This is a genomic window from Cryobacterium sinapicolor (genome assembly GCF_004403465.1).
In the GTDB taxonomy this organism is placed as follows: domain Bacteria; phylum Actinomycetota; class Actinomycetes; order Actinomycetales; family Microbacteriaceae; genus Cryobacterium; species Cryobacterium sinapicolor.
On the sequence record NZ_SOGQ01000030.1, the window covers coordinates 1 to 14693 of the forward strand.

7 protein-coding genes and 3 rRNA genes are annotated in these 14693 nt (G+C 63.4%); 4 read left to right on the top strand and 6 right to left on the bottom strand.

The genetic code is table 11. The features are described from left to right. The first annotated feature begins 278 nt into the window (after positions 1 to 278). The 3 genes from E3T28_RS06270 (at position 279) to rrf (ending at position 5700) form a co-directional block, all read left to right on the top strand. Positions 279 to 1798, top strand: a 16S ribosomal RNA gene (locus E3T28_RS06270). A gap of 522 nt (positions 1799 to 2320) precedes the next feature. Continuing rightward, positions 2321 to 5449, top strand: a 23S ribosomal RNA gene (locus E3T28_RS06275). Positions 5450 to 5583: 134 nt separating this feature from the next. Next, positions 5584 to 5700, top strand: a 5S ribosomal RNA gene (gene rrf / locus E3T28_RS06280). Together the 16S, 23S and 5S rRNA genes form the textbook arrangement of a ribosomal RNA operon. Before the next feature lie 1712 nt (positions 5701 to 7412). Here rrf and E3T28_RS06285 read toward each other — a convergent pair. Beyond that, positions 7413 to 8267: an RDD family protein gene (locus tag E3T28_RS06285; RefSeq protein WP_134428980.1), complete on the bottom strand. Its 855-nt coding sequence runs from the start codon at positions 8265 to 8267 to the stop codon at positions 7413 to 7415. A 17-nt stretch (positions 8268 to 8284) separates the two neighbouring features. Here E3T28_RS06285 and E3T28_RS06290 point away from each other — a divergent pair, with 17 nt between their 5' ends. Next, positions 8285 to 9280: a stage II sporulation protein M gene (locus E3T28_RS06290; protein WP_134428982.1), complete on the top strand. Its 996-nt coding sequence runs from the start codon at positions 8285 to 8287 to the stop codon at positions 9278 to 9280. A 20-nt stretch (positions 9281 to 9300) separates the two neighbouring features. Here E3T28_RS06290 and E3T28_RS06295 read toward each other — a convergent pair whose 3' ends face one another. From E3T28_RS06295 to E3T28_RS06315, 5 genes are read right to left on the bottom strand one after another with little or no spacing between them, the layout of a single operon-like run. After that, positions 9301 to 10608, bottom strand: coding sequence for a DUF58 domain-containing protein (locus E3T28_RS06295; protein WP_134428984.1), 1308 nt, complete (start codon positions 10606 to 10608; stop codon positions 9301 to 9303). Further along, on the bottom strand, positions 10609 to 11577 hold the full coding sequence (locus tag E3T28_RS06300) for an AAA family ATPase (protein ID WP_134428986.1): 969 nt from the start codon (positions 11575 to 11577) through the stop codon (positions 10609 to 10611). It lies immediately after the preceding gene. Then, positions 11574 to 12809 (bottom strand): DUF4350 domain-containing protein, encoded by a 1236-nt coding sequence (locus tag E3T28_RS06305; RefSeq protein WP_134428988.1) that lies wholly within the window; start codon positions 12807 to 12809, stop codon positions 11574 to 11576. Before E3T28_RS06305 ends, E3T28_RS06300 begins: the two co-directional genes overlap by 4 nt. After that, positions 12806 to 13498 (bottom strand): DUF4129 domain-containing protein, encoded by a 693-nt coding sequence (locus E3T28_RS06310; RefSeq protein WP_134428990.1) that lies wholly within the window; start codon positions 13496 to 13498, stop codon positions 12806 to 12808. The genes E3T28_RS06305 and E3T28_RS06310 overlap by 4 nt, the downstream gene beginning before the upstream one ends. Next, positions 13495 to 14688 (bottom strand): hypothetical protein, encoded by a 1194-nt coding sequence (locus E3T28_RS06315; RefSeq protein ID WP_134428992.1) that lies wholly within the window; start codon positions 14686 to 14688, stop codon positions 13495 to 13497. Before E3T28_RS06315 ends, E3T28_RS06310 begins: the two co-directional genes overlap by 4 nt. Positions 14689 to 14693: the final 5 nt, after the last annotated feature.

Consider the following 14693-nt stretch of genomic DNA (forward strand, 5'->3'; position numbering starts at 1 on the left):
AAGTTGCCTCGAAGCGACAGCCTAATTTGGGCCTGAAGTCGAGTGCGTCCGATCCTTGAGAACTCAACAGCGTGCACAATGTCAAATGCCAAAAACCTCGGCCGTAGGGCTCCTTTCTAGGGGGTACCGCGGAAGAGATTCCTTTGGAAAACATTTAAACAACAAAGCAAGTCAGTAATGATTTGTTCTGTCAGTTTCAAACTTGTGGTTGGTCCGCCTATTCCGGTGGTCAGTCACACTAGATGTGCCGTTGCCTTCGGGTTTCGTGCAATCAAACATTTACGGAGAGTTTGATCCTGGCTCAGGACGAACGCTGGCGGCGTGCTTAACACATGCAAGTCGAACGGTGATGGGGAGCTTGCTTCTCTGATCAGTGGCGAACGGGTGAGTAACACGTGAGCAATCTGCCCTTGACTCTGGGATAAGCGTTGGAAACGACGTCTAATACCGGATACGACCTTGGAAGGCATCTTCTGGGGTGGAAAGAATTTTGGTCAAGGATGAGCTCGCGGCCTATCAGCTAGTTGGTGAGGTAATGGCTCACCAAGGCGACGACGGGTAGCCGGCCTGAGAGGGTGACCGGCCACACTGGGACTGAGACACGGCCCAGACTCCTACGGGAGGCAGCAGTGGGGAATATTGCACAATGGGCGAAAGCCTGATGCAGCAACGCCGCGTGAGGGACGACGGCCTTCGGGTTGTAAACCTCTTTTAGTAGGGAAGAAGCGAAAGTGACGGTACCTGCAGAAAAAGCACCGGCTAACTACGTGCCAGCAGCCGCGGTAATACGTAGGGTGCAAGCGTTGTCCGGAATTATTGGGCGTAAAGAGCTCGTAGGCGGTTTGTCGCGTCTGCTGTGAAAACCCGAGGCTCAACCTCGGGCCTGCAGTGGGTACGGGCAGACTAGAGTGCGGTAGGGGAGATTGGAATTCCTGGTGTAGCGGTGGAATGCGCAGATATCAGGAGGAACACCAATGGCGAAGGCAGATCTCTGGGCCGTAACTGACGCTGAGGAGCGAAAGCATGGGGAGCGAACAGGATTAGATACCCTGGTAGTCCATGCCGTAAACGTTGGGAACTAGATGTGGGGACCATTCCACGGTCTCCGTGTCGCAGCTAACGCATTAAGTTCCCCGCCTGGGGAGTACGGCCGCAAGGCTAAAACTCAAAGGAATTGACGGGGGCCCGCACAAGCGGCGGAGCATGCGGATTAATTCGATGCAACGCGAAGAACCTTACCAAGGCTTGACATATAGAGGAAACGGCTGGAAACAGTCGCCCCGCAAGGTCTCTATACAGGTGGTGCATGGTTGTCGTCAGCTCGTGTCGTGAGATGTTGGGTTAAGTCCCGCAACGAGCGCAACCCTCGTCCTATGTTGCCAGCACGTAATGGTGGGAACTCATGGGATACTGCCGGGGTCAACTCGGAGGAAGGTGGGGATGACGTCAAATCATCATGCCCCTTATGTCTTGGGCTTCACGCATGCTACAATGGCCGGTACAAAGGGCTGCAATACCGCAAGGTGGAGCGAATCCCAAAAAGCCGGTCTCAGTTCGGATTGAGGTCTGCAACTCGACCTCATGAAGTCGGAGTCGCTAGTAATCGCAGATCAGCAACGCTGCGGTGAATACGTTCCCGGGCCTTGTACACACCGCCCGTCAAGTCATGAAAGTCGGTAACACCCGAAGCCAGTGGCCTAACCCGCAAGGGGAGGAGCTGTCGAAGGTGGGATCGGTGATTAGGACTAAGTCGTAACAAGGTAGCCGTACCGGAAGGTGCGGCTGGATCACCTCCTTTCTAAGGAGCACAGCACCTCTCCTCTGTATACAGGGAGATCAAGGTGTCAAGCCATTACGGGAACACATGTTTCCCGGTGGCGCTCATGGGTGGAACATTGACATTGATGCGTTGAGGACACTGGTGAACCCGGTACGCTTTGGAGCTGTTTACAGCACTGGAGTTGGAATGGTTTGTCACTGAACGAAACGTGTATGCACGCTGTTGGGTCCTGAGGGACCGGAACATTCCTGGCTTCGGCCGGCGGGTGAACCTTTCCTCTGGACCTTTTCCTGTCTCCATCATTCGGTGGCAGNACGGCCAGCGGGTGAACCCTTCCTCTGGACCTTTTCCTGTCTCCATCATTCGGTGGCAGGTGAGGGTACCGCCCGTACTTTGAGAACTACACAGTGGACGCGAGCATCTTAAATTTGACTCTCGTAAGAGAGCAAATTACAAAGATCTAAGCAATTAGATCATTGGTCAATTTTGATCGTGAGACTTTTGAGTCTTACGATTCTTAATCGATTCAAACTCATGTGATTTCAAATTTCTAAGAGCAAACGGTGAATGCCTTGGCATGTAGAGCCGAAGAAGGACGTAGTAATCTGCGATAAGCCTCGGGGAGTTGATAAACGAACTGTGATCCGAGGATTTCCGAATGGGGAAACCCCGCCAGGCCCTTTGGGTGACCTGGTGACTCCCGCCTGAATATATAGGGCGGGTAGAGGGAACGTGGGGAAGTGAAACATCTCAGTACCCACAGGAAGAGAAAACAATAGTGATTCCGTTAGTAGTGGCGAGCGAAACCGGATGAGGCTAAACCGATCATGTGTGATAGCCGGCAGGCGTTGCATGGTCGGGGTTGCGGGACTTTTCTGCTGCTTCTGCCGAACAGTGAGGGTTAGAGCGTTGTATAGACGAACAGGATTGAAAGCCTGGTCATAGAGGGTGCGAACCCCGTAGTCGAAATGCAGCAATCGCCCGAAGAGTATCCCAAGTAGCACGGGGCCCGAGAAATCCCGTGTGAATCCGTCAGGACCACCTGATAAGCCTAAATACTCCTACATGACCGATAGTGAACAAGTACCGTGAGGGAAAGGTGAAAAGTACCCCGGGAGGGGAGTGAAATAGTACCTGAAACCGTTTGCTTACAAACCGTTGGAGCCAGCTTTGTTCTGGTGACAGCGTGCCTTTTGAAGAATGAGCCTGCGAGTTAGTGATATGTGGCGAGCTTAACCCGAGAGGGGAATGCGTAGCGAAAGCGAGTCTGAATAGGGCGATTCAGTCGCATGTCCTAGACCCGAAGCGAAGTGATCTATCCATGGCCAGGTTGAAGCGACGGTAAGACGTCGTGGAGGACCGAACCCACTTCAGTTGAAAATGGAGGGGATGAGCTGTGGATAGGGGTGAAAGGCCAATCAAACTTCGTGATAGCTGGTTCTCTCCGAAATGCATTTAGGTGCAGCGTTGCGTGTTTCTTGCCGGAGGTAGAGCTACTGGATGGCCGATGGGGCCTAAAAGCTTACTGACGTCAGCCAAACTCCGAATGCCGGTAAGTGAGAGCGCAGCAGTGAGACGGTGGGGGATAAGCTTCATCGTCGAGAGGGAAACAACCCAGACCACCAACTAAGGTCCCAAAGCGCGTGCTAAGTGGGAAAGGATGTGGAGTTGCACAGACAACCAGGAGGTTGGCTTAGAAGCAGCCACCCTTGAAAGAGTGCGTAATAGCTCACTGGTCAAGTGATTCCGCGCCGACAATGTAACGGGGCTCAAGCACGCCACCGAAGTTGTGGCATTGATATTTTTGGTAAGCCGCACCCTTGTGGTGTTGGTTCAGCCGTGTTGATGGGTAGGAGAGCGTCGTGTGGCCAGCGAAGCGGCGGTGTAAACCAGCCGTGGAGGCTACACGAGTGAGAATGCAGGCATGAGTAGCGAAAGACGGGTGAGAAACCCGTCCTCCGAAAGATCAAGGTTTCCAGGGCCAGGCTAATCCGCCCTGGGTAAGTCGGGACCTAAGGCGAGGCCGACAGGCGTAGTCGATGGACAACGGGTTTATATTCCCGTACTGGCGAAAAACCGCCCAAACTAATCCAGTAATGCTAAGCATCTGAATCCCCTAGATGGATCCCTTCGGGGTGAAGCGTGGGGCCTAGCGTGCGACCCTATGCTGGTGCGGTTAGCGTATTAACAGGTGTGACGCAGGAAGGTAGCTGAGCCGGGCGATGGTTGTCCCGGTCTAAGGATGTAGGCCGAGAGATAGGCAAATCCGTCTCTCATATAAGGCTGAGACCCGATGGGTAGTCCTCACGGACGAAATCAGTGATCCTATGCTGCCAAGAAAAGCATCGACGCGAGGTTTTAGTCACCCGTACCCCAAACCGACTCAGGTGATCAGGTAGAGAATACTAAGGAGATCGAGAGAATCGTGGTTAAGGAACTCGGCAAAATGCCCCCGTAACTTCGGGAGAAGGGGGGCCTGAGGCGTGAAGGGATTTACTCCTGGAGCGTTCGAAGGCCGCAGAGACCAGTGGGAAGCGACTGTTTACTAAAAACACAGGTCCGTGCCAAGTCGCAAGACGATGTATACGGACTGACGCCTGCCCGGTGCTGGAAGGTTAAGAGGAACGGTTAGCCGCAAGGCGAAGCTGAGAATTTAAGCCCCAGTAAACGGCGGTGGTAACTATAACCATCCTAAGGTAGCGAAATTCCTTGTCGGGTAAGTTCCGACCTGCACGAATGGCGTAACGACTTCCCAGCTGTCTCAACCGCGAACTCGGCGAAATTGCATTACGAGTAAAGATGCTCGTTACGCGCAGCAGGACGGAAAGACCCCGTGACCTTTACTACAGCTTGGTATTGGTGTTCGGTGTGGCTTGTGTAGGATAGGTGGGAGACTGTGAAGCTTGGACGCTAGTTCAGGTGGAGTCATCGTTGAAATACCACTCTGGTCATATTGGATATCTAACTTCGAACCGTGATCCGGTTCAGGGACAGTGCCTGGTGGGTAGTTTAACTGGGGCGGTTGCCTCCTAAAAAGTAACGGAGGCGCCCAAAGGTTCCCTCAACCTGGTTGGCAATCAGGTGTCGAGTGTAAGTGCACAAGGGAGCTTGACTGTGAGACTGACAAGTCGAGCAGGGACGAAAGTCGGGACTAGTGATCCGGCAGTGGCTTGTGGAAGCGCTGTCGCTCAACGGATAAAAGGTACCTCGGGGATAACAGGCTGATCTTGCCCAAGAGTCCATATCGACGGCATGGTTTGGCACCTCGATGTCGGCTCGTCGCATCCTGGGGCTGGAGTAGGTCCCAAGGGTTGGGCTGTTCGCCCATTAAAGCGGTACGCGAGCTGGGTTTAGAACGTCGTGAGACAGTTCGGTCCCTATCCGCTGCGCGCGCAGGAAATTTGAGAAGATCTATCCCTAGTACGAGAGGACCGGGATGGACGAACCTCTGGTGTGTCAGTTGTTCCGCCAGGAGCACCGCTGATTAGCTACGTTCGGAACGGATAACCGCTGAAAGCATCTAAGCGGGAAGCCGGCTTCGAGATGAGATTTCCATCCCTTCGGGGGAGAGGCTCGCAGCTAGACTACTGCGTTGATAGGCCGGATGTGGAAGAGGGGACTAAAGACCCTCGGAGCTGACCGGTACTAATAAGCCAATAATTTGATAACACACCAGTTTGAATAAGCTGCAAGCGTCCACTATGTGGTTCTCGATGTACGGTCGAGAACAACGCCCTCACCGGCACCAAACCGGGTGAGGGCTCTATAACTAAAAAATATAGAATCGATTCATCGGAAGATGTTTCGGCGGCTATAGCGAGAGGGAAACGCCCGGTCACATTCCGAACCCGGAAGCTAAGACTCTCTGCGCCGATGGTACTGCAGGGGGGACCCTGTGGGAGAGTAGGACACCGCCGGACTTAACTTAGCAACACACACGAATGGCCACCCCACCCGGTGGCCATTCGTGTTTAACCACCACCCGCACCACCCGCACCACCCGCACCACCCGCACCACCCGCACAACCCCGCACAACCCCGCACCACCCGCACAACCCCGCACCACCGCACCACCACAGGAAGGCCACCCCACACGGTGGCCTTCCGCCGTTAACCAGTCGTGACTGTGCCCGTTCCGGTCGACCGTGCCCGGCACACCAGCCACTCTCGACCGGAACAGCAACACTCACGGCGGCACCGCACCCACACCGCCCCCTGCCCCGGCAACCGTCAGCGCTACAGAACCACCGGTGATGTCGCAAGCACCGACGATGTGGCCAACTCAGGAGAACCCAGCACGCCGCCCCGGGCACCCACACCCGCCCCGCACTAGTCCGCGCCGGCCGGTGGCTACGGGCGACGGATGTCCTGAATCAGCCACACCCGCGGGCCCCCAGACACGCAGGCGCACGTCAGTACCACGACCGACAGAAGAAGACCGCCCCGCCCAGGGTGGCCTTCGCGTTTGGCGGCCCCGCAACATCCGTTCTCCCGGACCTGTAGTCACACGGTCAGGACCTCACGGTGCACCCTTCCGAAGCCGGCGCATGATAGAACATGCGCCCTCCTCCATACCCTGCGCCACGAGCTGCCTGTGCCGCAATGCAGACACCGAAGTATGCGGCCCCACGAGGAGGCCTTCGGTGCCCTATTCGCGGCGAGTGTTGCCGTTCCGGTCGATTGTGCCCGGCACAGCGGTCACTCTCGACCGGAAAGGTGACACTTGCCGAAGCGCGGCAGGAAGCAACGGGACTTGACGTTGGAGCAACGAAATCGGCCGCCCAGACGGGTGGCCATTTGGCGTTAAGTTACTCTTGATAAGCCCGTCGAGATGACAGGCCAAATTACACAGGAGACACAGTGAGCCCTTCAGGATCGAACGATAACGAATCACGCGACGGCGGACGAGACGATCGTCGTTCCAACGGGGGTCACCAGGGTCGGTCCGACCGTCCGCAGCGTGATGGTGAGCGCCCTCCGTACCGGGGCAACTCGGACCGTCCCGCCGCCGGGGGATACCGTGGCAATTCGGACCGTCCGCAGCAGGGTGAGCGTCCTCCGTACCGTGGCACCTCGGACCGTCCGCAGCGTGACGGCGCGCGTCCTCCGTACCGGGGCAACTCCGACCGCCCGCAGCAGGATGGAGAGCGCCCTCCGTACCGTGGCAACTCCGACCGCCCGTCCACTGGCGGTTACCGCGGTAACTCCGAGCGTCCGCAGCGTGATGGTGAGCGTCCTCCGTACCGGGGCAATTCGGACCGCCCCGCCGCCGGGGGATACCGTGGCAATTCGGACCGCCCGCAGCAGGATGGAGAGCGTCCTCCGTACCGTGGCAACTCCGACCGCCCGTCCACTGGCGGTTACCGCGGTAACTCCGAGCGTCCGCAGCGTGANACCCACCTGCCAACGCGCACACACCACAACCGAAGAAAGCCACACCACAACCAAAGAAAGCCACCCCACAACCGAAGAAAGCCACCCCACAACCGAAGAAAGCCACCCCACACGGGAGCCAACGGGAGCCATCCGCCGCTAACCAGTGGTGACTGTGCCCGTTCGGACGCGAGTGTCCGGCACAACGGCCACCCTCGCGGTCGGGGACGTAGCTCGCGGATATGACTGGGCCGGCTCCCTACCGCTGGGGAAAGCCGTGCGGCAGAGTGTGCAGCAGGGGCTGCAGGCGGTCGAGGCGCTCCCTCTCGAGCTCCAGCGCCCTGGACTCCCGGCTGCGGCGCACCGCGGCGACCCCGGCCAGTAGGACTTCCGCCGGGACATCCGGTTTCGGCGACACGTATGGGACGGCCTCGGCCGCCAAGCTGTCCGCGAGGCGCAGCCGCGTGGCCGGAGTCAGCTTGTCCGCTTGGCGCAGAAACTGCGCGATGCGGCGGGAGAGACGATCCGGCAACCGCACGACGTCCACCGTCTGTGCCCAGTCCTCGAGCACGAGTGGAAGGGGCACCGGACTGTTCGTGAGACGGGGAACCCGCTCGTGCTGGCTGTACGTGCCGGCGAGCAGGTCGCCGAGACGCTTGGATTTGTTGTTCAGCAGCGCGGTGGTGGCGGCGATGCCGCCGAAGGTCAGGTAGATCTCGACGAAGCCGAGCAGCGCGCGGATGAAGGCGTGGCGGAGCGCGATCGCGCCGCCGTCATCGCGCACGATGCGTGCACCGATCGCCAGCTTGCCCAGAGACCGTCCACCGGTCATCGTTTCGACGGCCATCGGCACGATAAGGAGGCAAAGCACCAGGCCCGCGATTCCGAGCGCCCGACCGAGCGCGTCGTCGATTGCCACACCGGTGAGCCCGGACACGAGAAGGGCGACCCCCAGAAACAGGAGGATGTAGGCAACCCAGTCGATGATCGTTCCGGCTGCGCGCAGTATTATGCTGGCCGGCCTCACGTCGAGGGCAACCGCCTCGCCGGTGACCAATTCCTGCTCACTCCACGAGTACTGGCCGTGATCGGCCGCCTTGCCCGGCTGCTCCATGTCTACTATTAGAGCAGATGGACCTTGACGCGTATTCAGCGGCGCACCGCGCCGAATGGGACCGCCTGGCTGAGCTCGGCTCGCAGCGGCGGCTCTCCGGCGCGCAAGCGGACGAGCTGATCGAGCGGTACCAGTCCGGCGCGACCCAGCTGTCGGCGATCAAGTCGACGGCCGGTTCGACGCTGGAGGGCGACCGGATCTCGGTGGGGCTGTCCCGGGCCCGCCTCCGGTTCACGGGGGCGAGCGCGAACGTGGTCTCTCAGATCCCGAGTTTCTTCGTGCTGCAGCTCCCGGCCGCCCTCTACCGCTTACGCTGGCTGACCCTGGCCGTGGCCGTGGTGACGATCGTGGTCGCGGCCCTCTACGGTTTTTGGATCTCCGGCGACCCGCAGGCTCTGGCGGCCGTCGGCTCCGACGCCGAGTTGCAGAAGCTCGTCAACGAGGACTTCGTCAATTACTACTCGGAGAATCCGGCGGCATCCTTCACGGGCCTGGTCTGGACCAATAACGCGTGGATTGCCGCCCAATGCATCGCCTTTGGAATCCTCGGCGTCTATGTGCCCTTCATCGTGCTGCAGAACGCGCAGAACGTCGGCATCACGGCGGCGGTCATGTTCGCCTACGGCAAGGGTGACGTGTTCTTCCTGTACATCGCACCGCACGGCATGCTCGAACTGACCGCGATCTTCGTGGCTGCCGCCGGCGGGCTGCGCATCTTCTGGGCCTGGATCGCCCCGGGGGCCCGCACCCGGGCCCAGGCTCTGGCCGAGGATGCCCGCGCACTCTCCACGGTGGCCATCGGCCTGGTCTTCGTGCTCTTCGTCTCCGGTGTGATCGAAGGGTTCGTCACGCCGGCTCCGTGGCCGTGGCCGGTGAAGATCGGCATCGGCGCGGCCGCCCTGCTCGCCTTCCTCACCTACATGCTCGTGCTCGGGCGTCGTGCCGTACGGGCCGGCGAGACCGGCGACTTGGCCGAGTTCGAGGCCGGCAGCACCCGGATCTACGCGGCGTAGCCTGCGCGCACGGAACATAGCTAGAGCCGGCCGGCGGCCTTGAGCGCGATATAGCGGTCGGCCAGCGCGGGCGGCAGGTTGGCGGGGGAGCCGGTGACGACCTCGGCGCCCTGCCGACGGATGGCGGCGGAGACCCGCGCCACGTCCAGCAGTGCCCGCTCGGCGGCCGCCGCCCGGTAGATCTCCTCCCGGTTGCCGCGCGGGCGGGTGGCCTCCAGAGTGGTCGGGTCGGTAACGGATGCGACGATCACGGTGTGCCGGCGGGTCAACTGGGGGAGCACCGACAGCAGGGCGCTCGAGGCCCCGGCCGCATCGATCGACGTGATCAGCACAACCAGGGCCCGGCGGCTCGTCACCGCGCGCACCTGACCGGGAACGGCCGGCCAGTCCGTCTCGATCAGCTCCGGCTCGATCAGGGCCATGGTGTCGACCATGCGGGAGAGGAGTTCCGCTCCCTGCGCCCCCTGAACGCGGCCGCGCACCCGGCGGTCGTAGGCGATGAAGTCGACGTGGTCGCCGGCACGGGAGGCCAGCGCGGCGAGCAGCAGCGACGCCTCGAAGGCCGTATCCAGGCGCGGCTCGTCGTCGATGCGCGCCGCCGAGGTGCGGCCGCTGTCGATCAGGACGACCACCCGGCGGTCCCGCTCGGGGCGCCAGGTTCGTACCATGACGTCGCCCCGCCGGGCCGTGGCGCGCCAGTCGATCGAGCGCACGTCGTCACCCCGCACATATTCGCGCAGTGAGTCGAACTCGGTGCCCTGGCCTCGCACGAGCAGGCTGGTGCGACCGTCGAGTTCCTTGAGCCGGGTGATGCGCGACGGCAGGTGCTTGCGTGCGTTGAAGGGCGGCACCACCCGGATCTGGCCCGGCGCCTGCAGGGTGGCCTGGCGGGCCCACAGCCCGAGCGGTCCGAACGAGCGCAGCGTGACGTGGTCCACCCGGCGTTCCCCGCGCCGGTTGGGCGTCAACGACAGCGACACCAGTCGGCGTTCGCCGGGCGGCAGCACCTGCGGCGTGCGGTTGTTGCCCGCTCCGGCCGACGGTTGCCAGGCATCCCGCACCATCAGATTCAGTCGCCGTGGTCCGGTGTTGGTCAGGTACAGGTCGCTTGTCACGCTCTCGCCCAGGCGCACCCGGGAGGGCAGGCTTCGGGAGAGCGCGACCTTCCGCGGTGAGCCGGCCAGGCTCAAGTCCAGGATGCCGAGCCCCAGCAGGGCGAGCACCCAGAAGCCCAGCACGGCCGCCGCCCTGCCAGGGGTGCTCCCGAGCAGCACGATCGGCACGACGCCGAGCGCGAGGAGCGCAACAAACCGACCGGTGAGCGTCACTTAGATCGGCACCTGCACCTGGGCGAGCACGGCACGCAGGATCGCGTCCACGGACACGCCTTCGAGTTCCGCCTCCGGCCGCAACTGCACACGGTGCCGCCAGACCGGCAGCACCATCGCCTGCACATGGTCGGGGGTGATCGAGTCATAGCCGCTCAACCAGGCCCACGCCTTGGCTGCAGCGAGGAGCGCGGTCGTGCCGCGGGGGCTGACACCGAGCTTCACCGACGGGCTGCTTCTCGTGGCGCGGGCCAGGTCGACGATGTAGGCGAGAACGTCCGGGCTGGCTCCCACGGATGCCACGGCAGCCTGGGCAGCCATCAGCTCCTCCGCGCCGAGAACCGCGGTGACTCCCGCACCGGCAAGATCGCGGGGGTTGAAGCCCTCGGCGTGGCGTCGCAGCACCTCGAATTCCGCATCCCGCTCCGGCACCTCGAGCACGAGCTTGAGCAGGAACCGGTCGAGCTGGGCCTCCGGGAGCGTGTACGTGCCCTCGTATTCGATCGGGTTCATGGTCGCGGCGACGATGAACGGGTCCGGCAGCGGAAGGGACAGGCCGTCGACGCTGACCTGGCGTTCCTCCATCGCCTCCAGGAGGGCCGACTGGGTCTTCGGGGGCGTGCGGTTGATCTCGTCGGCCAGCAGGATGTTGGTGAAGACCGGGCCCTTGCGGAACTCGAAGTCACCCACCCGGGCGTCGTAGACGAGCGAGCCGGTCACGTCGCCCGGCATCAGGTCGGGCGTGAACTGCACCCGTTTCGTCTCCAGGCTGAGCGCGTGGCTCAGCGACCGCACCAGGAGGGTCTTGGCAACGCCCGGCACTCCCTCGAGCAGCACATGGCCGCGGGCGAGCAGCGCGATGATCAGCCCGGTCACCGCACCGTCCTGTCCGACGACGGCCTTGCCGACCTCGGTACGCACCTGGGCGAGGGAGCCTCGCAGGGTATCGACAGCGGTATGAGTGCTCATGAGTCCATTCTTCCGGGTGGCAGGGGCGTGGTCGCGCGGGCCGTGGCCCGCTCAAGTTCCTGGATGCGGTCGGAGAGGGCGACAAGTTCGGAGTCAGAACCCGGGACGGCGTCCACCAGCACGGTCCGCACGTCGGCCGGTGGCCGGTCGACCACGGTGGCGACCATGGCGATCACGTCGTCCAGGCTCGCCAGCCGGGACAGCCCGACCTGACCGGCGAGGCGCTGCACGGCGCCCACCCGCAGCGCGTCGAGGGCGCGCAGGCGGGCGCTGCTGCGCGCGTAGAGCCGGGCCCGGCCTTCCATCGTTTCGCTGGCCCGCACCGTAACCGGCAGGTTCTCGGCGACGAGCGGCCCGAAACGCCGCCCGCGCCAGACGGCGGCGGCCACTGCGACGAGCACCAGCAGGATCATGGTCGGGGTGACCCAGCCGGGCGTCAGCTCACCGAGCGACGGCGACCCGGTTCCGGGCACGTCGGCGATCGTCGGCAGGTACCAGACGAGCTCGTCGCCCGGGCCCAGCAGGTTGAGCGCGAGGGCGGCATTGCCGGCCTCGCCGATCCGTTCGTTGCTGAACAGGGTGCCGTCGGCGAGCAGCGTGAGCGTTCGGTCGGCGGTGACCTGTTCGACCAAGGCGAAGGCGTTCTCTCCCGACGGGAAGCATCCGGTCAGCCCGGCGGCGTCGGCCGGGATCGTGAGCGTGGGACCGCCGGGGGAGAGCCCGTCGGCCTTGACCGCGGCCGTGACCGTGCAGGCGGAGCGGGATTCCTCGGCCGATGACACGCCGCCGAAACCCACCGGGGGAGTCAGCGTCTGCAGGGTCAGGAAGTCCGGGGAGGCCACCACCGTGCGCGGGGCGAGGGCGGACATCGTGCTCAGTTGATCGTCGGTGAGGTAGCCGCTCTCGTCGAAAAAGAACACGGTGGGGTCGGTTGCGGCCCCCACCAGGCTCCGCGCCTCGGCGAGGGTATCGGCGGTGTTCACGGTGACGCCCTGCTGGCGGAGCACCTCGACGAGCGCCCGCGCGCCGGCCGGTGCCGCGCTGCCGGCCTCGAGGGGTTGCCCGCCCACTCCGCCGCCCGCGGCGAGGACGGTGCTGATGACGGCGACGAGCAGGGCGCCGCCGCCGGCGAGCAGCCAGTACCGAGACCGGCGTCCGGCTTCGCGCAGGGTCGGCGTGGAGGAGGCGGCATTGAGGGTCGTCGGGGAGACCGTCTGGGTGGGCAGGCTCATGACCGCTTCGTCTGTACTGGGTCCTGTGCCGGGTCCTCGAGGTGCAGCGGCCGGGCGGCACGCAGGTCGCTCTCGAGCGCGGCCAGGGCCAGGAATTGCTGCTCGGTGCCGTCGATCCCCAGGTAGCGCACGCCGTCGAAGAGCTCGGCGGCCTCGCTCAGTCGTACCCGTTCGGCGGGGAAGGCCTCGCCGGCCCGGGCCGCGAAGGAGTGCGCGGTGGTGCCCGGCGTCACGACCAGGATGGTGCGCTCGAACAATCCGCGCGCCAGGGCCCGGAACATTTCGGCACTCGCCACGTTCCAGTCCCGGTGGGAGGCCGCGGCCAGCGCCGCACGACGCAAGTCGGCCGCGGCCCGACGGTCGTCGACGCCGAAGAGGTCGGATGCGAGCCGGCTGCGCCGGTTCAGCCGCGGCAGGCCGAAAATGAGGAGGGCGGCGGCGACCAAGACCACCACGGCCACGGTCAGGAGCAGGGGAACCCAGGCCGCGAAACCGTCGGCCGACGGCGCGGTCAGGGAAGCGAACCAGTCCAGAATCGACGTCGACAACCGGTCGAACCAGGTGGGTTTGGCGGCCTCGTACGGTGCTTTCGCCAACTCTTCCCGAAGCCACTGCCGGGCTTCGGGCGCATCGGGATCGACCGGTGTCGCCCCCAGGACCACCGCGTGGATGTGCGAGCCCCGGATCATGCCCAGGCTGACTCCGGGGTGCCCGCCGGCTTCGACCGGTAGGGGTCCTCTTCCGCGCCGGGGGCCGATTCGACGAATCGGGCCAGCTCGAGGTCGAGACCCTCCTTGCGCATCCGCAGATCGATGTAGATCAGGGCCGTCGCGGCCGACTGCACCACGGCTGCGACGGCGCCCAGCACCAGGCCGATCAGGATGGTCAGCACGTACAGGATGACCGACGGGAGGTACGCGTCGAAGGCCGCGTTCGGATCGACGACGGAGAGGGCGGCTCCGAACAGGAGCGACAGCGGCGTCGTCACGATCTGGGAGACGAGGTTCACGACCGTCGCGACCAGGAACTGGACACCGAAGGTGCGCCAGAAGTAGCCGCGGGTCAGCGACCAGGACCGCCGCACCGCCGCCCGGATTCCGAGCCGTTCCAGCACGATCACGCTCGGCACGAGCGAGGTCTTCGTGATCAGCCAGATACCGAGCGCGAGAAGGGCGACCGTGCCGAGGATGCCGGTGACCACCGCCAGTCCCACGCCCGCTCCGCCGAGGGAGACGAAGAAGACCACGAGTCCGGCCACAAGCGCGACGGCCGCGAGCACGGCCGCGCTCAGCATCAGGGTCCAGAGCACCAGCGGCCAGAGACGGGGCAGCACGGCGCGCCACAGGGCGGACAGGCGCATCTTCTCGCCCAGCGTGGCACGGGCCACCTCGATCACGATGACGCCCTGCAACAGCGCGGAGGCGACCACGGCCAGAGCCACCGGCACGATGGCCGAGAGCACGATGCTCAGGGTCGCTCCGGCCTCGAGCGCGTCTCGGTCCTCGAGTGGCGAGTTCTCCACCCGTTCGAGTGCAAAGTAGGAGACCAGGCCCACCATGATGACGGCGATCAGGGCGACACCCGCCTGCACGAGCAGCGCGCTGCCGAAGGTGGCCTTCGGATTGCGGCGCAGAACCTGGAACGGTGCCCATAGGAGGGTTCCGAAAGCCAGCGGTCGCAGGGGTATCAGTCCCGGCCTGGGTGGAGGCGTCCACGTCGGCGGAGGACCCCAAACGGGCGAAGCGTCCGCGCCGAGAGCGCCTGCCGAATTCGTCGGCGGCACGAAGCCGGAGGGCGCGCGGGGCGCCCTCGGCTCGTCGCCGACCGGAATGCTGCGCCCGTCATCCGTCGGGGAGTGCCAGTTCTGCGGGTCCGTCACGAGAT

Bases quoted from the DNA above. Each gene is read 5' to 3' on its own strand.
- E3T28_RS06300 (WP_134428986.1), bottom strand. From the start codon at position 11,577: ATGAGCACTCATACCGCTGTCGATACCCTGCGAGGCTCCCTCGCCCAG.
- E3T28_RS06285 (WP_134428980.1), bottom strand. From the start codon at position 8,267: ATGGAGCAGCCGGGCAAGGCGGCCGATCACGGCCAGTACTCGTGGAGT.
- E3T28_RS06310 (WP_134428990.1), bottom strand. From the start codon at position 13,498: ATGATCCGGGGCTCGCACATCCACGCGGTGGTCCTGGGGGCGACACCG.
- E3T28_RS06305 (WP_134428988.1), bottom strand. From the start codon at position 12,809: ATGAGCCTGCCCACCCAGACGGTCTCCCCGACGACCCTCAATGCCGCC.
- E3T28_RS06290 (WP_134428982.1), top strand. From the start codon at position 8,285: ATGGACCTTGACGCGTATTCAGCGGCGCACCGCGCCGAATGGGACCGC.